The organism is Saprospiraceae bacterium (genome assembly GCA_016716185.1).
Lineage (GTDB): Bacteria > Bacteroidota > Bacteroidia > Chitinophagales > Saprospiraceae > Vicinibacter.
Map to the genome: position 1 here is coordinate 1,428,775 of JADJWV010000002.1, position 22,045 is coordinate 1,450,819.

The 22,045-nt window shown below is 40.7% G+C and carries 16 protein-coding genes, 1 tRNA gene and 1 pseudogene; 6 read left to right on the forward strand and 12 right to left on the reverse strand.

The window, feature by feature from the left end:
• Positions 1-42: 42 nt before the first annotated feature.
• The 3 genes from IPM34_07455 to IPM34_07465 are packed head-to-tail and all read right to left on the reverse strand — an operon-like array spanning position 43 to position 2,971.
• Entirely contained in the window at positions 43-474 is a 432-nt protein-coding gene (locus IPM34_07455; protein ID MBK8955376.1) for a hypothetical protein, read from the reverse strand.
• 43 nt (positions 475-517) lie between these two features.
• Positions 518-1,657, reverse strand: coding sequence for an acyl-CoA dehydrogenase family protein (locus tag IPM34_07460; protein ID MBK8955377.1), 1,140 nt, complete (start codon positions 1,655-1,657; stop codon positions 518-520).
• A 45-nt stretch (positions 1,658-1,702) separates the two neighbouring features.
• Complete coding sequence (locus tag IPM34_07465; GenBank protein ID MBK8955378.1) at positions 1,703-2,971, reverse strand: replication-associated recombination protein A; 1,269 nt, start codon at positions 2,969-2,971, stop codon at positions 1,703-1,705.
• Between the two features lie 151 nt (positions 2,972-3,122).
• On the opposite strand from IPM34_07465, the gene IPM34_07470 reads away from it, so the two are divergent.
• On the forward strand, positions 3,123-5,390 hold the full coding sequence (locus IPM34_07470) for a gliding motility-associated C-terminal domain-containing protein (protein MBK8955379.1): 2,268 nt from the start codon (positions 3,123-3,125) through the stop codon (positions 5,388-5,390).
• 92 nt (positions 5,391-5,482) lie between these two features.
• Complete coding sequence (locus tag IPM34_07475) at positions 5,483-6,094, forward strand: DNA alkylation repair protein (GenBank protein ID MBK8955380.1); 612 nt, start codon at positions 5,483-5,485, stop codon at positions 6,092-6,094.
• Here IPM34_07475 and IPM34_07480 read toward each other — a convergent pair whose 3' ends face one another.
• The 4 genes from IPM34_07480 to IPM34_07495 form a co-directional block, all read right to left on the reverse strand.
• Positions 6,095-6,523, reverse strand: a complete 429-nt coding sequence (locus IPM34_07480) for a hypothetical protein (protein MBK8955381.1) — start codon at positions 6,521-6,523, stop codon at positions 6,095-6,097.
• A 10-nt stretch (positions 6,524-6,533) separates the two neighbouring features.
• The gene (locus IPM34_07485) at positions 6,534-8,591 is read right to left on the reverse strand and encodes a S46 family peptidase (GenBank protein ID MBK8955382.1); all 2,058 of its coding nucleotides are present in this window, start codon (positions 8,589-8,591) and stop codon (positions 6,534-6,536) included.
• Between the two features lie 69 nt (positions 8,592-8,660).
• Positions 8,661-10,520, reverse strand: a complete 1,860-nt coding sequence (locus IPM34_07490) for a M1 family metallopeptidase (GenBank protein MBK8955383.1) — start codon at positions 10,518-10,520, stop codon at positions 8,661-8,663.
• A 47-nt stretch (positions 10,521-10,567) separates the two neighbouring features.
• Positions 10,568-11,239 (reverse strand): WbqC family protein, encoded by a 672-nt coding sequence (locus tag IPM34_07495; protein MBK8955384.1) that lies wholly within the window; start codon positions 11,237-11,239, stop codon positions 10,568-10,570.
• A gap of 11 nt (positions 11,240-11,250) precedes the next feature.
• On the opposite strand from IPM34_07495, the gene IPM34_07500 reads away from it, so the two are divergent.
• Both IPM34_07500 and IPM34_07505 read left to right on the forward strand, forming a co-directional pair.
• Complete coding sequence (locus IPM34_07500) at positions 11,251-12,516, forward strand: hypothetical protein (protein MBK8955385.1); 1,266 nt, start codon at positions 11,251-11,253, stop codon at positions 12,514-12,516.
• A gap of 100 nt (positions 12,517-12,616) precedes the next feature.
• Positions 12,617-13,594 carry a chorismate synthase gene (locus IPM34_07505; GenBank protein MBK8955386.1) on the forward strand — a complete coding sequence of 326 codons (978 nt, stop codon included), beginning with the start codon at positions 12,617-12,619 and terminating at the stop codon, positions 13,592-13,594.
• Between the two features lie 50 nt (positions 13,595-13,644).
• Here IPM34_07505 and IPM34_07510 read toward each other — a convergent pair whose 3' ends face one another.
• Together IPM34_07510 and IPM34_07515 are read right to left on the reverse strand one after the other, a co-directional pair.
• Entirely contained in the window at positions 13,645-14,265 is a 621-nt protein-coding gene (locus IPM34_07510; GenBank protein ID MBK8955387.1) for a histone H1-like repetitive region-containing protein, read from the reverse strand.
• A gap of 148 nt (positions 14,266-14,413) precedes the next feature.
• On the reverse strand, positions 14,414-16,492 hold the full coding sequence (locus tag IPM34_07515) for a hypothetical protein (GenBank protein ID MBK8955388.1): 2,079 nt from the start codon (positions 16,490-16,492) through the stop codon (positions 14,414-14,416).
• A gap of 279 nt (positions 16,493-16,771) precedes the next feature.
• On the opposite strand from IPM34_07515, the gene IPM34_07520 reads away from it, so the two are divergent.
• Both IPM34_07520 and IPM34_07525 read left to right on the forward strand, forming a co-directional pair.
• Positions 16,772-16,843: transfer RNA gene (locus IPM34_07520), tRNA-Arg, on the forward strand.
• A gap of 152 nt (positions 16,844-16,995) precedes the next feature.
• Positions 16,996-17,364: a DUF983 domain-containing protein gene (locus IPM34_07525; GenBank protein MBK8955389.1), complete on the forward strand. Its 369-nt coding sequence runs from the start codon at positions 16,996-16,998 to the stop codon at positions 17,362-17,364.
• Between the two features lie 13 nt (positions 17,365-17,377).
• On the opposite strand, the gene IPM34_07530 is transcribed toward IPM34_07525, so the two are convergent.
• The 3 genes and pseudogenes from IPM34_07530 to IPM34_07540 form a co-directional block, all read right to left on the reverse strand.
• Positions 17,378-19,087 (reverse strand): DUF2207 domain-containing protein, encoded by a 1,710-nt coding sequence (locus IPM34_07530; GenBank protein MBK8955390.1) that lies wholly within the window; start codon positions 19,085-19,087, stop codon positions 17,378-17,380.
• 9 nt (positions 19,088-19,096) lie between these two features.
• Positions 19,097-19,644: pseudogene (locus IPM34_07535) on the reverse strand (LemA family protein).
• A 104-nt stretch (positions 19,645-19,748) separates the two neighbouring features.
• The gene (locus tag IPM34_07540) at positions 19,749-22,034 is read right to left on the reverse strand and encodes a TonB-dependent receptor (protein MBK8955391.1); all 2,286 of its coding nucleotides are present in this window, start codon (positions 22,032-22,034) and stop codon (positions 19,749-19,751) included.
• Positions 22,035-22,045: the final 11 nt, after the last annotated feature.

Below are 22,045 nucleotides of genomic sequence, written 5' to 3' on the forward strand. Positions count from 1 at the left end.
ATAAATGAAAAAAAAGTGTTTAAGAGAATTAAACACGATGGGCTAGCATCTCCAGATCACGTAATTTATTAAAACAGCCTTGCCAGATAAAAAATAGGGTTTGTCTGGAATTGGATTTGTTTGTGATCCTGAAGCAATAGCAAGGGGCAGAATGTTTAATTGCGGAATATGGCTTGGAGTTGTAAAATCGGCTGACTTTTTCTGCGAAGGTTTTTCTGCATCAAAATCAAGCGATTTGTATTCTACGATTTGATTTTCGCAAGGTGCCGCCTTTCCATGTTCCTTCTTGCATTTATTGTCTTTCAGGTGGCAGGACTTGGCGGGATGTGTTTTAACACAGCGGTCTTCCTTCGGAATAAAAGAATATTCAATATTCTTCGAACAGCAACAATACAGCATGAACACGCTGAGCCCGATCTGTGCGACAAGCACGTGGAAAGAAAGCAACAAAGTGAGGATCCTGTAATGCACCATCGAAGCTATAACGAATTTATATCAATTTTGTTTAATCTCGTTTTCATTTAAAAGCTTCCCTTGAAATGACCAGTTTCTGAATTTCAGAAGTTCCTTCCCCAATTGTGCACAATTTAGCATCCCGGTAATATTTTTCTACCGGAAAATCTTTGGTATAACCATATCCACCAAAGATCTGAATTGCATCTGTGGCGATGGCCACGGCTATTTCAGAAGCGTAGTACTTGGCCATCGCCGCCTGGGCGGTCATTTTTTGACCCAGGTCTTTCATTTTACCTGCTTGTCGGGTCAGTAATTCTGCAGCTTCTATTTTTACGGCCATGTCTGCAAGTTTAAATGCGATGCCCTGAAACTGGGATATCTTTTGTCCAAATTGTTCTCTTTCCTGAGAATAATTTACAGCCGCCTGATATGCTCCCTTTGCAATTCCTAAACCCAATGCGGCTATGCTGATTCTACCCCCATCCAAGACCTTCATGGCTTGAATAAATCCTTCTCCAATTTCGCCAATTACTTGCGATTGATGTATTTTGCATTGATCGAAAATCATTTCCGTAGTTTCTGAAGCCCGCATTCCAAGTTTATTTTCTTTTTTTCCTGCAGAAAAGCCAGGTGTGCCTCGTTCCACGATAAATGCAGTCATGCCCCTGCTGTCGAGTAGTTCGCCGGTGCGTGCAATGACAACTGCGACATCCGATGATTTTCCATGGGTGATCCAGGTTTTAGTGCCGTTGATAATCCAGTAGTCGCCTTCCTGATGAGCCACACATTTCATGCGGATGGCGTCGCTGCCTGTATTCGGCTCAGTTAATCCCCAGGCTCCAATCCATTCACCCGAAGCCAGTTTGGGCAAATAGTTTCCTTTTTGCTCTTCATTGCAAAAAAGCATCATGTGGCCGGTACATAAGGAATTGTGTGCGGCTACCGATAATCCGATGGAACCGCAGACTTTTGCAATTTCTTCGATGACTGAAATATATTCCTGATAGGTCAATCCGGATCCGCCGTATTCAGTCGGAACCAATACTCCAAGAAAGCCTTGCTTTCCCATTTCGTGGAAGAGGTCTTTAGGAAAATGTTGAGCCTCATCCCATTCCATTACATGAGGACGAATGTACATTTCAGCAAAATTTTTGGCTGAATCTCTAATCAACTGAAGGTGTTCAGAATCAAACGGGGACATACAAATCTTATTAAGACCGCAAAAATAGTCAAAGCAGCCCGAAACTTATTTGCTGTATTTATCCTTCCATTTTTCGTCCATGAATTCTTTGATTTTGGATTCATGTCCGGTCGAACCTGCATCATAGATCTGCCTTCCTTGAATTTGATCGGGTAAATATTCCTGTTCGCTGAACTGCCCCGGGTAGTGATGTGCATATTGATAACCCTCACCGTATTTCATATTTTTCATGAGTCCGGTCACTGCATTCCTCAAATGCAATGGCACTGGGAGGTTGCCGGTGGCATTGACGATGGCCATTGCTTTTTCAATACCCATATAAGCACTATTAGACTTTTGCGAACAAGCCAGATAGACAACGGCTTCTGCTAAAATAATTCTGGATTCCGGCCAACCAACCTGCTCAACAGCCTGCTGACAAGCTGCTGCCAAGAGCAGGGCATTGGGATTCGCCAAACCAATATCTTCTGCGGCTGAGATCAAAAGACGGCGTACAATAAATCTGGGATCTTCTCCACCTGCTATCATTCTAGCCAACCAATACAAGCTTGCATGAGGATCCGAACCTCGTATGGATTTTATGAAAGCAGAAGCAATGTCGTAGTGCAGTTCTCCATTTTTATCGTAAACCGCAATATTTTCCTGGACCAAATTTCGGACCAAATCGTTGGTAATTTCAACCGGATCGGATTTGAGAGATCCAATCAGTTCGAGAATGTTGCAGAGTTTTCTTGCATCGCCTTGAGCAAACTGGATCAGAGCTTCCTTTTCCAACAGATTTACCGTGCGCTCTTTAAACAGAAAATCTTTATCCACTACTGAATGGAAAAGTTGCAAGAGTTCTTTTTCATCGAGGGATTTCAAAGTATATACCTGGCATCGGGATAACAAGGCATTGTTGATTTCAAACGATGGATTTTCTGTCGTTGCGCCAATCAGGACAACGGTACCTTTTTCAACAGCCGCCAAAAGTGCATCCTGTTGTGATTTGTTAAAACGGTGGATTTCATCGATAAACAAGATAGGGGAGCTCTGATCGAAGAATCTATTGCTTCTTGCCTTTTCCAAAACGTCCCTGACATCTTTAACACCGGCCTGAACGGCACTGAGTTCATAAAATGGCCTTTTCAGTTGGCTGGCTAAAATTTTAGCAAGTGTTGTTTTTCCAACACCAGGAGGTCCCCAGAAGATTAAAGAAGGAATATGGGTTTTTTCGAGTGCGATGCGGAGTATGCCTTCGGGTCCCGTGAGATGCTCCTGTCCCAGGAAATCATCCAGAGTTTTAGGGCGCATTCGCTCGGCTAAAGGTTGCATCGGATATTAATTTTTATTAAAATGACGTTAATAATCTGGTGTTTTAATGCTTTTGCTTTCAACAACTAAGGTAATGGCTAAACTTCTCAAATGTTAAGGTTTTTTAGAGCATGATGATCCAGTTCCCTGAAATCTTTATCTTTGAATCCACATGAGACAAAAGCTCTTTTTCGCCTTGACCCTTCTGTTTTTCATTTCAGATGACAGGGATTTATTTGCAGCCCACATCATTGGTGGTGAAATGTATTACGAATGCCTGGGTTATGGAAGCAATGGCGCGGATACCACGAGAAGACGTTACCTGATTACCATAAAACTATACCGCGATTGTGCTTCAAGCGGTGCAAATTTTGATAATCCTTTGGGTTTTACCATTTTTAGACAACAAGGGAACTCCTGGGTAAATACGCGTTCCGGACAAGGAGCGAATTCCGAATACCGGGTCAATCTTCAACAACCGGTTTCACAAATCGATCCGCCTCAATATCCTTGTCTGATATTGCCTCCGAATATTTGCGGAGAAGCAGGAACCTACCAACTTGAAGTTGAACTACCGATTATAAGCTCCAAATATCTGGTTGTATGGCAAAGATGCTGCCGCAACAATACCATTACTAATATTGTCGATCCGGAATCAACAGGGGCTACCTATTTTATTGAAATCCATCCGGAGGCTCAACGGACTTGCAACAGCAGTCCCAGATTTATTAATTTCCCACCCACGGTCTTGTGTGTGAATGCTCCTTTCAACTTCGACCATTCTGCATTTGACAGCGAAGGTGATCAGTTGGTTTATGAATTTTGCGAACCCCTGACGGGTGGCGGCAGGGTTGGTGGCAACAATTGTCAGTCTGTAATCCCAACTCCCGATTGCATTCCACCCTATACACCGGTTCAATACAGATTTCCCTATACTGCTCTTTTTCCATTAGGTGGCAACCCTCAAGTTACGATCAACACCTTAAATGGGATCATTACCGGCACCCCCGACGCCATTGGGCAATTTGTAGTGGGGGTGTGTGTATACGAATACCGGAACGGGGTCCTGTTATCAGTATTGAAAAGAGATTTTCAATTTAATGTGGCAAGCTGTGAAGGTGCTGTTGAAGCGATGTTGGGTGGTGCAAGTCGATTGACTCCTGATTTTTTTAGTATTACCGTTTGTGGTTCTCTTGATTATCAAATGCAAAATGCAAGCATTGATTCGAGATTCATCAACGAAGTACAGTGGATTTATGAAAATGGAGGAAGCCTCGATACTTTCTTCGGATGGGCTCCCAGGATAACATTTAAGGAGGGAGGTTGGCATGAGGGACGATTTATTCTAAATCCCGGAACCAACTGTGGAGATACCGGTTTTTTCAGGATTAATTTGGTTCCTGACTTAAATGCAAATTTTGAATTTGTTTACGATAGTTGTGTGGCGGGTCCGGTTCAATTTACGGATTTATCTTCTTCGCAATATTCGCAGTTAAGTCAATGGAACTGGAGTCTGGGAGATGGAATCACTGCATTTTCGCAAAACCCAATTGTGAATTATTTGAGGCCTGGAACGTATCCTGTTCTCCTGACCGTTAAAGATAATTTTGGTTGTCAGGAACAATTTTTTAAACAGATAAAATGGTATCCGTCGCCAAATGTCGTGATCTTTTCTCCAAATAAAAATGAAGGATGTATTCCGCTGGATATTGAGTTTAAAAATATTTCATTCCCAACCGATAGCAGTTATCGCTTTATTTGGAGGTTTAGCGATGGCGTTGTCGATTCAGGATATTTGGTGAATCACATTTTTAGACAGGCTGGGAGTTATGGCCTGAAATTAGAAGTGACCTCCCCTTTGGGTTGCTATACGGAAAATGATTTCTCAAACGTAATTCAGGCTTTTGATCCACCTTTTGCAAATTGGGCAATCGACAGAATGATGGTTAACTTAAACGATCCGGTTATTCATTTGGACGATTTGACAACAGGTACCATTGGAAGGACGTGGATCATTCAAAACAACAAGTATTATTACGATAAGAATTTGACATACGAGTTGCAAGACACGGGATATCATTCCATCCAGTTGATTGCAGTGGATCGCTTTTTATGTACGGATACCTTACAGGCCACTGTATTTGCATTCAGGGATTTCAGTTTGTATATGCCAAATGCTTTTACACCAAATGGAGATGGGAAGAATGAAGAATTTGGTCCGGTCGGTCAATTTGCAGCTATGCAATATTATTCAATGGCAATTTATGATCGCTGGGGTTCGCTAATGTTTTCCACCACCAATCCATCCGATTCCTGGAACGGCAAATACCAAAATACAGGAAAAGAGATTCCCCCCGGCGTATATATTTACGAACTGAAATACAAAGCATTAGCCAGAGAACCTGTAGAAACCAGAAATACATTCAGTTTGATTCGCTGATTTTCAAAATGGCCTCTTCTTTAAATGACTCTTTGATCGGGGATTTCACAATAGCTTTTAAAAGCTACGCCCAGCCCTTAAGAAGAAAGGGAATGATCGCGTATATGCGAAATCAGTTTAATTTTTATGGTGTTTCATCGACGGATAGGAAGCTATCGATTCAATTGGTTGCTCCAAAATTTTTATGGACAGGAGTAGGGGAGTTTCTGGAGTTCATTGAATGTTGTTGGACCGAAGGCCATCGCGAATTCAAATATCTGGCATTGGATCTAAGCAGAAAACATGTGCGTAAACTGGACGCTTCTTGTGTACCTTTTTACGAAAAACTGATTGAAGTGGAATCCTGGTGGGATACAGTAGATGGGATAGCGCCACAAATCATAGGCAGGTTAGTACAACATGATCCAGCGATGATCAGATCTTTATCTGAAAAATGGATAGAACACGAAAATTTTTGGTACCAAAGATCTGCGCTGATATTGCAGTTGTTTTACAAGGCACAAACAGATTTTAAATTGCTTTCATATTGCATAAACCGGAGGAAGGAAAGCAAGGAGTTTTTCATACAAAAGGCAGCTGGTTGGGCACTTCGGCAATATTCCAAAACCAATCCAGAACAAGTAAAATTATTTTTAGCAGAAAATAAAATTCCCTCCCTGAGTTACAGAGAGGGAATGAAATATATTTTGAAGGAGGGTCTTTGATTAATTGGTATATACCTTAAAGTCTTCCTGCTTGTTTACTTTGAGGATATACGAACGCGTACACACCTGATGCACGTATTGATCGTAGCCCTGGACGATTCCCGTGGCAATAAATTTTTTATTAGCAGGATTTTTAATATCGCTATACAATTCCAACGGAATGGATGAAGCGAATTCAACTTTGATGGTATAATCAAAATTGTCGGGGTCCCGCGCAAAAATAGTATTGCCTGCAATCATCACGTTGTTGTTGGCTAATGTCATTTCAACAGTAAGACTTTTTCCTTCGCAGTCCATCGTTTTATTACAGGGACCCTTGCAATCAGACCTGCCCAATATCCCTTTAATCCCCTTAGAAACGGATCCTCCCGTTGAACAAGAACCCAGGATTAAAAAGCAACCGATCAGGATGAATAGTGAATTTTTCATGTGTTTCCGCTTATTTGGAAAGTTCAGAAGTAATGCGTTCTGCTTTGTAAATATACTTCAATGCTGCGAAAATTCCACCCGCATGCACTCCAACAGTCCGGTTGGTTTGTTCGTCGTAAATGAAATTTCCCGGAAGTGACTCAATGTTTCCATCGAAAACCAGGCCAATGGCTTCTTTATTCCGGTTGATGATGGGGCTTCCTGAGTTTCCTCCAATGATGTCGTTGGTAGTTACAAAGCAAAAAGGCGATCTGAGTAATTCAGCAGGAGGATTTAACCATCTTTCTGGTAAAGACCATGGAAATTTTTTATTGAAAGAATAATAGCGGTCGTATAATCCGTAAAAAGTAGTATTTACCGGTGCGGTTGTGCCATTGTAATCATATGCTTTTACCTTTCCATCAGATAGACGCAAAGTAAACGTAGCATCAGGTGGTAATTGGTTCCCTTTTACTTGAAATACAGCGTTTGCAATTTTTGCTTCAAGAGATTTTCTTTTCGTATTGTTGTTTTGGAACGCTTTAACAGCTTCCATATATTTTGGAACGATCAGACGGGCAGCTTCCAATAGAGGATCGTCTTGCTTTGAAAACTTTTCAGCATCCATCGTCAACAACTTTTCAATTTTATCTGTATCGGCAAAATCCGTTTTATCCAATATTTTTCTTGCTTTCTTTTCCGGAGTCTTACCGTCTAACAGTTTATCGGAAATTTTAAAATCTGCAGTTTCGAATTCTACAATTTCTTCGAAATAGACTTTTAAAAGTTCTTGTTGTTTTGGTGAATTTAAATCTTTAGCCAACTCTTTGATTTGCATTTTTTGTTTTTCCAGAGATTTAGAATCGGCACCAGCGAGTGATTTTTCGTAATTTGCTAATGCAAACATCAGGTTAACTGCGTTGCCTTTTGTTCCGGAAGGACCTAAAATCGTAGTCGAACTACCGTATTTATTTAAAAGGTCGTATTCTTTTTCAATTTCCTGCCAATAATCTATGTCTTTTAATTTGGTCTTACTTCTGATTTCCTTTTCCATTGCAGCTTTCCGCCCAAATAATGCCGGGTTTCTCAATCCGTTCAATATACCTGAGATGGCTTTTATTCCATTTCCTAAATTAAAAATCGAATTTAGCAAAGCATCGCTTGGTGATTTATCGTACTCCTTTTGCAAGAGATCGCGTCTGGTTTTCATCATTTTTAATTGCGCCGGAAATCTTACATTTCGATCGTATTCAAATTGTCTGACGGTACGATATCTTTCTGTGCTTCCCGGATTTCCAATTACAAAAACAGGTTCTTCTTCAACCGCGCCGGCAGGATTAAATTTAAAATAATTCGAACTGGTGTTTAATGGTTTGCCATTCTCGTCGTAGGCTCTCCAGAATGTGAAATCAAGGGAATACCTGGGATACGTAAAATTATCCGGGTCTCCTCCGAAATACCCAAGTTCGTTTTCAGGGATCAACACCAATCTGATGTCGCTATATTTTTTGTAACCATACAGACTGAATTTTCCTCCACTGTAATAGGTTACGGTCTGAATTCGCAGGTTTTTCCACGCATCCATTTGTGCGTATTCGGATTTCAATTCTTCTAATGCGGCATCGACAAGTTTTTTGTGTTCAATGTCATCTTTGGCTGACTTTGCTTTTTTTAAGATCTTATCGGTAACATCTTCCGCAATGATCAACTGCTCTACAAATAAGCCTTCGGCTTTTCTTTCTTCTTCCAAAGTTTTTGCATAGAATCCATCGCGGAGTAAGGTTTCGCCGGGTTGTTGCAGCGATGTCACCACATCTCTGGAACAATGGTGATTGGTCATAATCAGTCCATCGGGCGAAACAAAAGAAGCTGAGCACCAGGTTGCAAAGCGAAGTGAAGCTTTCCGTACATCATCGTACCATTTATCTTCAGGAGTAAAATTATAGGCCTCTTTAAACCATTCGCGTGGTGGATTTTCAAAAGTCCACATTTTACCAAAATCAAATCTTTGAGGGGCGTTTGGATCCTGCGCCTGGAGGTTCAGGCTAATGAATAGGATTAAAAAGCTTAAAAATCTGCAATTTTTCATATACCGTTATGTATTTAGGCTTGCAAAGATAGCAATTACGAAGAATTTCGTAATTATATTTGAAAATAGTTAACCTTCGAGCTCTTTTTCGATGGAAATCCTGCTGATAGGGTGATACAGCGGACTAAAACGGGTAAAAATCCTCCTTGCATCATTTTGAAAACCGTGATCCATGAGCGCTTCGTATATAGGAAGGATAAATTTTCTGCGACCGACACTTCCCAGGAAATGCTCTATAGAAGGCATTATGTAAGAAGTATATTGGTTTTCAATGCTATAAATCATCCACGCACACCGGATCTCTGCATTCCGGCTTTCCTTAAAATTGTAATATCGATCCAGCTTTAGACAAAGGTCAGGATTTTTTGAATCGGGCAGGTTCCTGATAAAATGCAAATATTCGTGGGTCGACCAATTGGCAGTCTGGATCGTATCCGGTTCTGAGCCGGAAAGTATTTTTGCTGTATATTCTTCAACCCGATCAAATTTTTGGCGACTGTAATTGCCTGTGACCAAAGGAAAGCCGGGTTTGTATACCCACATGTGTATGGTATCTAACATCGGATCGTTTTCCGGAAGTAATTGTTTTTTTACAAAATCCATGAAGCCTTGTGAAGTATTGGATTTAAATGCAAACTCTTTGAAATAAGCCTTTAAAAATGTATCAAGTGCAGCTCTTCCTTTTCGCTCTTCCAGAAAACGGAGCAGTGATTTTCCTTTTTCATAAGCAATATCAGTTAGTGCTTCTTCCGGATCAATATCTTTTAAATTCAGATGCAGGCAAGTCATGGGGTTGTTTTCTCCCATGTCGTCTATCGAAGTTTTGAGATCCTGTAATCCCAACAAGCTCAACATGTCTGCGTAATCTTTCCCGTAAAGATTTTCCATGATCCTGCTTTCGATGTAGGTTGTAAATCCTTCGTTCAACCAGAAATCATTCCAGCTTGCATTGGTTACGAGATTTCCGCTCCATGAATGGGCCAGCTCATGCGCAAGTAAAGCAGTAAGACTTCGATCTCCGGCAATGACGGTTGGAGTTAAAAATGTCATTCTCGGATTTTCCATACCACCAAAAGGAAAACTTGCAGGCAAAACAATTACATCGTATCGTTCCCAGGGATAGGGTCCGTATAAATTTTCCGTGGCGATCAGCATTTTTTCGAGATCTTCAAATTCCCAGCGGGCTTGTTCCAGCCATTCTTTAGGAGCGTATACTCCAGTTCGTTGGCCAATGGATTTAAATCCAAAATCACCTACCGCCATTGCCATAAGATATGCAGGAATTGGTAAATCCATTTTGAAATGATAGATGCCCGAATCGTTTTTTTCGGATGCTCCATCTGCACTCATGACCACCATGAGTTCCTGAGGCACTTTAATTCTAGCCTGGTAAGTAAATCTCATACCGGGTCCGTCGGGACTGGGCACCCAGGATCGGGCATAGATCGATTGACTCTGTGTAAATAAAAACGGATGCTTCTTGCTGGCGGTTTGTTCAGCGGGAACCCACTGCAGAGCAATGGCATCTTTTCCGGTTTCATATTGAATCCTAACTGTTCTTGTATCTTTTGGAATTGGAATAACAAGTCCATTTCCAAGTATGGAATCCTTGGGTGTAATCCTGAAATTGACTTTGGAGTATTCCGAGCCATTGTAAACTGAAACGTCGAGAATTGTCAATTCCATGAAGTCGAGAATGAGGCTATCACTGCAATTTGTAGCAATTTTATATTCTGCAGTTCCGGAAATTTTCTGAAGGTCGAAGGAAACTTCCAGATCGAGGTCGAGGTGTTCAACTGAACAGATAAGCGGATTGCTGAAACTGTGTGGATCTTCTTCGCGAATTATGGAAGCTTTGTTTGGCTGGTCAACACAAGAAATTAAAGCTATTGGAGTAATAATAAGTAAGATTCTGTATAATGTTTTCATAAGCAGTAACAGTCTTTGACAAACGTATTTATAAGTTAATTGTTTTATCAGAACGCAGATCCCGAATCTTGTCTGAGGGCCGATGTTCCGGAAATCGGGACGGGTTTGTAATTTTTTAAGTAAAGTTCCGCTTCCGGGCCTAAGTGGAAAATCAAATCCAAAACTGAAAGATGGGGAATAAAAATTGTACCAAATAATTGTTCGTAATAGGGATTGGGTGCAAATTGGTTTGCTTTTGTTTGGTTGCGCAGATCCAATGTATCTGAAGGATAATTTAATTTAAATGATTCGGTAAATTCAATTTGGAAATTCCACTTCAGCCACTTGGATAACTGTTGTAAAGAAGTTTGATTCCATTCGAATAAGCTGGTGGTTTGATTTGAATAAAGGTAGTCCAGTTCGTCCCGGTAATATTCAAAATAGGGACTTCTCCCGTAAACAGTTTGCAGGTACCGCTGGTGCTGTATTCGCCAGTCGGATTGCTGAAAAATTCTGACCTCCCGAATATTTTTTTGTTGATTTTTTCCTTTTTCGAGGGGAATGGATAAGGTATGTGTACCCTGATGGCTCCCCAGGTTGTATCTGTTTCTGGTTGATTTTTTCTGATAATTTTCGTTGATCTCAATGATTAATTTTGGTAACTGACTCAGGTAAGCAGCCAGATGGATGTCCGGAAAAGCCGTAGTGTGGATCAATAGGTTTCGATAGCTTTGCTCCATGATCTGATGCAATGAACGCTCAAAGTTATCTCCAAAAACATTCTTATACAGGACAACTCATCGAAGATTTTCCCGATCCTTCTTTGACAAGTAGCATCGTAGTGCCTTCATTCAATGAACCTGGCCTATTTGAAACCCTTCAAAGCCTGGGAGCTATGCATCCTTCGGTTGGGATTGCGGAACTCATCGTGGTGCTTAATCATGCAGAATCATCATCAGTAGACATCAAAGAACTGCATAAAATGCAATTTGAAATGCTCCATGAACAATCGCTTTATATGTCGGGTTCTAATCTTTCTTTAAAAGTGATACCTCCGGTAGAATTTCCCGATAACATAGCTGGGGTTGGACTGGCCCGAAAAATAGGAATGGATGAAGCGATCAGGAGATTTGGAAAAATTGAAAAGGAAGGAATATTATATAATATCGATGCCGATTGCCTGATCGATAAAAATTACCTGGTTTTAGCTGACAATTTCTTCAAAAAACATCCCCATTTGGATGCATGCAGTATTGGTTTTAAGCACCAAACGCATCTATGCAATGCCAGTGAAGTTGAGGCTATAGAACTTTATGAGTTGCATTTAAGGCTTTATATCAACTGGCAGAAATATTATGCTTATCCGTTTGCCTTTCAAACTTTGGGTTCCTGCTTTGGAGTTCGGACGGAGGCATACCGGAAACAGGGAGGCATGAATAGAAGAAAAGCCGGGGAGGATTTTTATTTCCTGCATAAATTCAGCCGACTTGGAAAACTTGGAAATCTTAAGGATTTTCTTGTTTACCCATCGGCCAGGATTTCATCACGGGTTCCTTTTGGAACGGGGAAAGCAGTTCAAAAAATTATTAATGGAAATTACAATGGTCAGAATTACCTAAGTTACGATCCTAAGGCTATAGGTATATTTTGTAGAGGCTTACAGCAATTGTGTGAGGCCTATGAAGAATTAAAGAGTCATATCAAATCCTGGTCAACGGCAATTGCCGAACCCGTTTTTAGAAAGTTTTTAGAGTCCCGCGATTTTTCAGAAGTGCTGAAGGAGATTTTCAATAACAGTGGGAACAAAACGAATTTTCAAAACAGGTTATCGAAATACCTGGATCCATTCTTACTTATGAAGTTTCTGCATGAAGCAGCAAACCAGGGTTTCCCCGGAAAGCCCGTTATGGATTCATTTTATGCATTCCGGAATGAATGCATGGCAGATCAAAAGCAAACTGACATTTGTTCAGTCAGCGAAGCCCTTGAGATCATGAGAAATTTTGATATAAATTGAAAGGTATGGTTATGCTTCTGGCCAAATACGCCATTGAACCTCCTGGACAATATTAAACAAAATAGATTTTATTGTTTTACTTTGGAACAGAATAGGGTATATGAATTCATACGGTAAAAATTTTAGAATCCAAATTTATGGAGAATCCCATGGACCAGCTATTGGTGTTATCATAGATGGTCTGCCACCTGGAATTCCGATTGATGCAAGTGATTTTTCTGAAGATATAACGCGCAGAAAACCTGGAAAGCTGGGAACCACAAACAGAGTTGAATCAGATGTTCCCATGTTTTTTTCCGGTGTCTTCGATGGGAAAACCACAGGAGCACCCTTGCATATTTCTTTTGAGAATAAAGATGTTCGTTCGGGAGATTATCTGCAGCAATTAGATTTTCCTCGACCAGGTCATGCAGATTTTGTTGCATTAAAAAAATTTAAAGGATTTCACGATTACCGGGGAGGAGGGCATTTTAGCGGTAGAATGACTGTAGCCTTGGTTGCGGCTGGTGTTCTTGCGAAGAAACTTATTCATCCCATCCAAATCTCGGCAAATCTAATTGAAGCGGGTGGCTCAACTGATATAGAAAGTTCGGTAGAAGCAGCTCTTAAAAATCAGGATAGCATTGGCGGAATCATTGAATGTGTTGTGACAGGAGTTCCTGTCGGATTAGGAGAACCATTTTTTGATTCGATAGAATCTAAAATAAGCCAACTGGTATTCAGTATTCCAGCAGTAAAAGGGATAGAGTTTGGAAGTGGATTTAAGGCAGCAAGAATGACAGGCTCGCAACATAACGATATGTTGTTGGATCTGGAAGGTAAGACAAAGACAAATCATTCAGGTGGGATCAACGGAGGGATCAGTAATGGAAATCCAATTATTTTCAGGCTCGCAGTCAAACCCACCAACAGCATTTCCCGGTCACAGGAGTCAATAAATGTACAGAGTGGCCAAGTAGAAAAATTTACAATCAGTGGAAGACATGATGCTTGTATTGCATTGAGAGTTCCGGTTGTAGCGGAGGCTGTTGCAGCACTGGTTCTAGCAGACTTTATTCTGGAAATGAAGATGGGATAAAAAAAAACTCCGGTTTAAAAGCCGGAGTTTTTTTATAATAATAATAAGATTTACATCTGCATGTCGCCCATTCCAGTTGACATAGGCTCTGCAGCAGGCGCAGGCGCAGGCTTTTTCCTGCCTCTTGTGCTACCTTTCTTAGCAGTTGCTTTTTTAGGAGCTGCTTTTTTAGCAGTTGCCTTTTTAGCGCCAGCTTTTTTAGCGGTTGCTTTCTTAGGAGCCGCTTTTTTAGCGGTTGCTTTTTTAGGAGCTGCTTTTTTAGCAGTTGCCTTTTTAGCACCAGCTTTTTTAGCAGTTGCTTTCTTAGGAGCTGCTTTTTTAGCAGTTGCTTTTTTAGCACCAGCTTTTTTAGCAGTTGCTTTCTTAGGAGCTGCTTTTTTAGCGGTTGCTTTCTTAGGAGCCGCTTTCTTAGCTGCTGCTTTTTTAGGAGCTGCTTTTTTAGCAGTTGCTTTCTTAGCACCAGCTTTTTTAGCAGTTGCTCTTTTAGGAGCTGCTTTTTTAGCAGTTGCTTTCTTAGCTCCTGCTTTCTTGGTGGCTCTTTTTGGTGCCGCCTTTTTAGCAGTTGCTTTTTTCGTGGTTTTTTTAGCAGTTGAACGTGCTTTTGCCATGATTAATTTTTTTACGTTAACGAATAAAAATAAAACATTTGATTCTGAAAAAATGAAACTCATTTATCAAAAATCTTACCAAAGGTATAACATTTTTTAAATATGCAAATTTTTTTTAATATTTTTTTGAAAAAGCGTAATTTTTTACTATTGGGATTTTTAAAATCAAACTGCAAGCGGAAAGCTACAATTGTCTGAATTCTTAATTTGGTCAGAACAGATAAGTCAACTGGCAGGTTGCCATATAGGTAGAATTTTGTTCAGTCCATGGAGTTATAAACTTCTCAAACGTCCTGAATTCAACAGTTCTGGCTAGCTTGGTTTCGATACTTAAACTATTTTTCAACTTCAACCGGACATTAAAATAATATCTGAAGCCGCTTCCGGTGTGTGCATGAATTCCAAAATGATGCAAGACGTCGTTCTCAAAAACATAGATTTTTAATGAACTGTTTTCTATGTCGAAAAAAGCTAGTCTGGCATTAAAATTAAGCTTGGATCCCGGCTTTTTCCATAAAAAATCCTGAGCGCAATAAAATCCCGAAGGCTTGTTTCTCTCAGAAAGATCCTGTTTAAACTGTATTCTGGTTCTCCAGATCAGGCTTCTGTTCAAAGTCCATTCATAAAATAGCTGTGCGGCAATCTTGCAGTCAACAGTTTGGTCCTTCCCTTGTAAAATCAGGTACTCCCGGTCTCTGACGGTTTGTGTGCTGAACTCGATTTTCGATTTTAGCAGCCATTTCCTTCTTTGTTGTATAGTCCATGCAATGTGATATTGATGATGAGGTGTTTCCAATTCTTTATAGTCTGGAGCAACCCATGGCTTTTTAGACATCTCGTATCCTAAAGCTATCTTTAATCGATTAGTTAAGCTCATATTGAATTGAAAATTGACGCCTGTTTGATTCCAACTCTGGTTACCTGTAGCAGGTGTTTGGCTTAAGCGAATATTAAACGCCGGACTGTAATAATAATGCTCCGCCGCAAACTCAGAGCGTTTTCCCAAACCTGCTATCAGGGAGTTGTGTATGGCTGAGTTCATTCTTGAATCCGATGAGAATTCGCCATTGACTGATATATTCTGAAAAATAACTTTGTAAAAAACGGAACCCAACCATTGATTCCGATTTTGGGGGAGAAGTACTTTTAATGGATCATGAGCATAGGAGCCATCGTATTGATAAGATTGATATTGAAGTTGGGTGCAAGTTTCAAAGTGCGATGACTTGTATTCCATAGCGAATCCGGCTAATCGGTGAATCTGGTTTTTGCGGTTGCTCAACTCGTAGTCGCTGGAATGAATTCCACTTTCCTGAAAACGGATGGTCCTGATCTCTTTGTTTTGGCTTCCATCCGCTTCAAAAGTATCCAGACTCGAATCTATGAAATTATGTGATATATAGGTGACCAGATTTAGTTTGGGCTTGAGATTCCATTTTACCAGCAGCCCTCTCAGCATCTCGTTTTCACCAATCGATGTGTAGGGCTTTGCATGATTGGAATGATTGAAAGAAATTCTGAAGCCGGGTATCCCACGAAAAAACGATCCATTATCAATCAGTAATCCCAGTCCAAAAGATACGCTGTAATCCCCTACGATGATTTGTTCGACGAGTTTTCCCGGTTGCCTGAATTCTAAATGAGCTGAAATAAAATCAGGTAACTTCATATCATGGCCAATCAACCAATCCTCCTCAGCATCCTTTTCCATGGTCAATCCATATTTGATCCGGTTGCCAAACTTTCCTCTCCATTTTATTAAGACCTTATTTGGATCGGGCTTTGTTGATGCCTTCGAGCTGTCTGCTTGAATATGCTCTGAACTGGATTCAAATTTACGGTTCCATCTGAGCAATAATGTTTGATTTTTAATTTTCAATGCTCCGGTGGAGCTCGCTGAACTTTTATGATCTCCTGCTACAAAGCAATGATTGATCAGCGTCCGCAACTTGTTCAGGGCAATTCCTTGTACCGTTTGTAATTCAAGAACTGAAAGCACAGGTTTATGATTTTGCAAATGCTTATAGACCATTTGTGCCTCCCCGGAAGTTAGAAAATCCATTCCTGTCAAATCGCTCAACTTGAGCTTGTTCAAGTCGAGTAATTCAATACCAATTTCAAAATAATGCTCCGTTTTCTGGCTCAGGTTTTCAAGTTCAGAGAGTTGTTCTAAAATTTGAAAATTGGAATCTTCTTCCATGTCAATAGCTTGCTGCGCATTTAATCCCTGATTCAGAATGAAGCCAATAAGACTAAAGCACCTGGATAGCCAGGCGAATGAGGTGTTCATAGTAATAGTGTTCTGGAAACGAAAGTAATGAAAGTATGAAAGCTGTGATCCTCGGCTCAGACCAATTTATCCATCATTTCCGTTAAATAAAGATTCGACTGAATTGGATAAGGAAAAAGCCTGACTCAATTGGGAGATCCATCAAAAAAATATGAAAACACTGAATTGCCCAACTGCTTAAATCCCTTTTATAAGTATGGAGAAGCCTTGAATGCAGTGGTTATACTTCTGTAAACTCCAAAACCCTTTTTTGAAAGATGTTGCTTACTTTTGCGGCCTGGCCCTGTAGTTCAACGGATAGAATGGGAGATTCCGGTTCTCCAGGTTGAGGTTCGATTCCTCACAGGGTCACATTTTTAATCGATTGTACTATTTTTCCTTAACTACAATAAAAGTAATAAAATTTGATGCTCCATTTTTTATTGAATTCCTGCATTAAAAGCCATTGAAAAGGCGGTTTTCAACTTACATGCTATTTAAAATTCCAGAGTTTTATTTTTACTATGAGATCTAAACTTCAATCAATTTTTGGTTTGTACTGTCCGGCATGCCGGCAGGGAAAGTTATTTCCGGCAAAGAGAGTTTTCTTTGATTATACTTTTCAAATGCATCAAAGATGCACGGTATGTAATGAATCATTTTTCAGGGAACCCGGATTCTACTATGGAGCCATGTTCATATCCTATATTTTTTCTGGATTTTTTTCTCTCATACTCATGGGGATTCTGATCCTTGGTTTGGGAATCTATTGGGAATATGCTCTGGGAATATTGATATTTGTGCTGGCTGTTGGCTTTGGTTACTTATTTAAAGTCTCGAGATCCATCTGGCTGCACTTTTTTGTTGCATACAAAAAACCCCCAGTACAGTAACCGCAGTCTGCGTTTACCAACTGCTTCCACCGCCTCCACCGAAACCGCCTCCTGAAAAGGAACCACCGCCTCCGCCGCCCGAAGAAGAAGAGCTGCTGGGTCTGCTCGACATTACGGATCTCATTTCAGTTAATGATTTGCTGAGTGATGCATTGAAAGATGATGCATTGAAAACTCCATGGGAGCTGTAAAAACTGGTTGAATTGGAGTGAAACCATCTGGGTTCAGGAATGGCTATATCTTTGAACTTATCGCACCAGGTATCAGCGCAATCGAAGGCCACAGCATAGGGTAGTATCGCATCGAAATAGCTGGGGTCTTCCTTGACGAGAAATTCAAGTTTATCTTTTTCAGCAAGCTTGATGAATTTTTTTAATCCACGAATTTCTTTATACAACATGTCACCCGATTGGCTCCGTTTCAAAAGTATGTAAGCAAATACCATCAGCACAATAGCCAGGACCACAGTGAAAACAAGAAAAGCGATTTTGCCTGAGAAAAAACACCAAACACCATTGGCAAGTGCGACCAATCCAATGATCCAGAAAGAATTCCAGTAAGCTTTTTTAGATGGAGTGGTAAAGTAGTCAGAGTTCATGACCGCATTACTCACCGCAGTTTGAGCCGCCTGAAGATGTGTATAAAATTTATTTTTTAACTGACTGAGCTTTACGGTATCCCGATATTCAAAGAGTGCATCAAAAAATAACTGCTGATGGGCCGGAGCATGATCAGGGAGGTTTTTTTGTTTGATAAATGTGATCTCATCCTCTTCAAAAAAGCCTTTCCCTTTTTGGTGATCTATTTTAATATAGCCTTTGTGACCAAAATAGGGAATCATGGAAAGTACATCGTGCATGTTGGCCCTTATATCGATAGCAAATCCAGCCATGGCAGAATCAATTCCTTTAGGAGGTAAATAGGCAACCATATCGGCCAATCTGGTGTCTTTCCCGTATCTCCTCCATGCATAATAAAAACTGAGCAACATGAGCAAAGGGAGGATCAAAAATTTTCCGTAATAAAACAGCAATTTGTAAAATGGATATTCCTGAACACTTCCTTTAGGCATCCGTATGGCAACCGTCATTCCGGTATAGTTTCCCAAAGTCACGAGCGATTTACCGGTGAGTACGTTGTTTTCCCAGTTGGCACTGGATGATTGTTCAACAGATCCATAAGCCCCGGTCCGGATTTCATAATCTTCTTCGCCAATTCGAATTCCTTTTGGAAGGGTAACTTTAAATGAAGCTTCTTCTATTGGAACTTCCCATTGGTCGCCAATCAGATTCCAATAAAACTCAGGGCCGGCTTCTCCATGCAACAAGCCGTTTTCAACCGAATATCGAATATCGTATGTCTGCCTGCCTGTGAGGTATACATCAGGATCACCTATGCGAATTTGTATTCCAATTCCCAGACGATTTACCTGAAAGGGATGGTTTTCCACTTTAATGTCTCTGATAAAAAGCTTGTGCGTGAAAAATCGATCAAAAAAAGAACCCGAAGTTTTATGCGACAAAGAATATTGAAGAGGAATATCCCGGAGAATGCCACGTCGTGACTCCAGAAAATCGACCTGAATGATCTCTCTTACATAAAATATTCCTTCCCGCTTCAGTTCAATTTCGACATCGTAATTTTTGATGACAAAGCCACCTTGTGCTTTGAGTTGGAAACAGACAATGAAAACAAAGAATAAACCAGCAATGAATTTGTGCATGAAAGTCATTTAGAACTGCACCTGAATATTTTTCCTGGATTCTTCTTCGGTTTCGAAGAAATCAAATGTGCTGAATCCAAAACTACCAGCAATAAGGAATCCGGGAAATCCTTCAACTTTGTTGTTGTTTTCGCGAACGGTTGCATTGTAATATCTTCTCGCATTCTCCAGATTTTGTTCGATTTCGCCTAAGGTGTCTTGCAATTGTAAAAAATTTGTATTGGCTTTCAGGTCGGGATAACTCTCTGCCAGTGCAAATATTTGTCTCAATCCTGCGGTCAATGCCTGATCTGCTGCTATTTTTCCATTGATGTCTCCTTTGGGAACGCTCAATGCCGCATTTCTGGCTGCAATGACTTTTCCAGAGTTCCGGATTCATGTGCAGCGTAACCTTTTACGGTATTTACTATATTTGGGATCAGGTCGTATCTTTTTTTCAAAGCGACATCGATGTTACTCCAGGCATCCATCACTGCATTCTTTGATTTTACCAATCCATTGTATAGAAACACAAAAACCAGCCCAAGAAATAATGCTAAACCAAGTAAAATCATCATAAAATTTATGTTTTAAGTTTTTAATTGAACAACGTAAATATAATAGCTTTTCCGCGTTTGAAGTTCCCAGAGAATTTGATTGCCTATCGTTGTTTTGAGACGGTTCATCGAAACTTTGCCACAATTGCTAAAATTCCATTTTCAACAACAACCTGGATACTCCTTCCTTCTTCATCCGCATAATACCTTAACCGGTTCAGGTAGTCCCTGTATTTTTTATTGAACAGATTTTCAATTTCAATTCCGAAATGCCAGTTCAGAGAGAATAATTGAATTTCTGCATCTACTCCGACAGAACCAATGAAATAGGCTGGGGGAGGAGCCAGGAGATCTTTTTCTAAATCGTAGTATGCTTGTGTGAACTGGTAACTGCCTGCAATAAACAAATCCAGTTTTCTGAATTTTTTACCCGGCAAAAAGTACTTATGTATAGAGCCGCTCCATTGGGGTGCAGGCATTGAAACCAACGGCCCCCCGTTTTTGTCTTTTCCTCTCAGATAGCTGAATTTATTTAAAATTTGCCATTTGTGATTCCACTCAATTCTGAGCAGCCCATCCACTCCATACAGTCTGGCATCCGTTTGTTTGTAAAGAAATACCGGAAAGGCTCCGCGTATGGTGAGTCTTGGTTCTTTTTGCGGTTCCAGAAATATGAAGTCTGAAATTTCCTGAAACCAAAAACTAAATTCAGTACTGAGCCATTCGTTCTGCAACCATTGCACTGTGAGTTGTGCTTTCAGAGATTGTTCCTTGTCGAGTGCCGGGTCTCCTTCTTCAATACCTGCAACAGACTGATGTAAGCCATTGCTATAAAGTTCGTGGATTTCCGGGGAACGTTGCGTCCAGCCTGCATTGGCTGAGATTTTCAGGGGTTCCATCTGCCATGCAGTTCCCGTCGCTATGGAAACGTTATGATAGAGTTTGCTAACCGGTTCAATTTTAGGGGGGATGGATCTGTTGAGGTAGTCTACTGCATAATAATTCATATCATACCGAACTCCTGCTTCCCACTGAAAACGTTCACGCGGATAATGGATCTTCAAAAATGCTCCCGGGTTTTGAAGCTGGTAATCCGGTATCAACGGAATGATTCCAGTTTCCTTATCCGTTACATTTAAGAAATAACGGTAAGAAAATCCATAATCCCATTTGAGTGTTGATTGATGAAATTGTTCCTTCCAATGTGCGTGTCCGCTGAATAAATTCAGAGACAGCGCTGGTATTTCTGATCTCCCGCTTCGACGCACATCGAATTCACTTCTAGCATTCCACTGTGCTGCCCATTGAAATTCTCTGAAACTTCGGTCGTCGTCCCGTTGATAGGAATTTTTAAATAAATGGTGGCTCACTTTTTGTCGGGGTGCTGCGATGTGGTAGCTAAATTCATTCTGTGTAAAAAAAGGAGTGTCCCTTTGGATCGCTTCCATGAGGTCTGTTAAATTTCCAATGTGCGATCCTCTTAATATGCCTGGATTGGAATGAAAGTAAGCGTAGTAATATTTCACAAGCTTCGATGGACTGGGATGTAACATTCCCAGGGCAGAAAATGCAAGATCCTTTGTCCCTGTATTGGTTAAATAATAAGCAGGAGTTGAGTAATCTCCTGAAATTTTTCCTGACGCGGTGATTCTCCAATCAAAGAGATCGGATGCTTGTTCAAGTTTAACTCCCAAATGATACGAACGACCGTTCGTGCGGTAAATACTTTGAAGGCTTCCATGCAAGTGAGGATCTTTTAAAATCGGGCCCGGTTCCATCAGGATCATGCCTCCCAGGCCATTGCCACCGTAGGCAATCGCATCCACTCCCTTGATGACGGTGATTTCTCCGGCGGAAAACGGATCGATCTCCGGTGCGTGGTCTGCTCCCCATTGTTGTGAAGCCTGCAGCACGCCATGATTGACCAGTGAAATCCGGGTGCCGGTGAGTCCCTGGATGATTGGAATCGCAATGGTCGAGCCGTTGCGTAAAGTCTGAACGCCTACCACATTTTGTAAGATGCTGGCCAGCGGTTTGTCGGATTGCATCTGAATTTCCTTGGATGGAATGCTGTGTTTACTCGCACCCGTATTTTTTGTCTTTTGATCCTTTATTTCGACACTTTGTAAAGCATGTGCATGATGTTCAAGGTAAATCTCGAAAAAAGTATCCCGGTGAAGTGTTAGAAAATTTTTGACCGGATCACATCCGAAATGATGTAAGGTCAGATGATATTCACCGGGACACAGCTGATGGACAAGAATATTTCCATTTTCGTCTGAACTGTAAGCTTTGCCTGATTCTTCAATAAATAAAGTCGCAAATTCAAGAGGATGGTCATCGTGATGATCTTTAACCTGAACCTTTAAATTGATCCGGCAATCCTGACCAGTGATTATCTGTTGAATCAAAAAACAAAATA

Coding starts and splice junctions, on each gene's coding strand:
- IPM34_07490 (MBK8955383.1), bottom strand. CDS start 10,520: ATGAAAACATTATACAGAATCTTACTTATTATTACTCCAATAGCTTTA.
- IPM34_07495 (MBK8955384.1), bottom strand. CDS start 11,239: ATGGAGCAAAGCTATCGAAACCTATTGATCCACACTACGGCTTTTCCG.
- IPM34_07475 (MBK8955380.1), top strand. CDS start 5,483: ATGATCGCGTATATGCGAAATCAGTTTAATTTTTATGGTGTTTCATCG.
- IPM34_07460 (MBK8955377.1), bottom strand. CDS start 1,657: ATGTCCCCGTTTGATTCTGAACACCTTCAGTTGATTAGAGATTCAGCC.
- IPM34_07515 (MBK8955388.1), bottom strand. CDS start 16,492: ATGAACACCTCATTCGCCTGGCTATCCAGGTGCTTTAGTCTTATTGGC.
- IPM34_07480 (MBK8955381.1), bottom strand. CDS start 6,523: ATGAAAAATTCACTATTCATCCTGATCGGTTGCTTTTTAATCCTGGGT.
- IPM34_07530 (MBK8955390.1), bottom strand. CDS start 19,087: ATGCACAAATTCATTGCTGGTTTATTCTTTGTTTTCATTGTCTGTTTC.
- IPM34_07485 (MBK8955382.1), bottom strand. CDS start 8,591: ATGAAAAATTGCAGATTTTTAAGCTTTTTAATCCTATTCATTAGCCTG.
- IPM34_07505 (MBK8955386.1), top strand. CDS start 12,617: ATGAATTCATACGGTAAAAATTTTAGAATCCAAATTTATGGAGAATCC.
- IPM34_07455 (MBK8955376.1), bottom strand. CDS start 474: ATGGTGCATTACAGGATCCTCACTTTGTTGCTTTCTTTCCACGTGCTT.
- IPM34_07465 (MBK8955378.1), bottom strand. CDS start 2,971: ATGCAACCTTTAGCCGAGCGAATGCGCCCTAAAACTCTGGATGATTTC.
- IPM34_07525 (MBK8955389.1), top strand. CDS start 16,996: ATGAGATCTAAACTTCAATCAATTTTTGGTTTGTACTGTCCGGCATGC.
- IPM34_07500 (MBK8955385.1), top strand. CDS start 11,251: ATGAACGCTCAAAGTTATCTCCAAAAACATTCTTATACAGGACAACTC.
- IPM34_07470 (MBK8955379.1), top strand. CDS start 3,123: ATGAGACAAAAGCTCTTTTTCGCCTTGACCCTTCTGTTTTTCATTTCA.
- IPM34_07510 (MBK8955387.1), bottom strand. CDS start 14,265: ATGAGTTTCATTTTTTCAGAATCAAATGTTTTATTTTTATTCGTTAAC.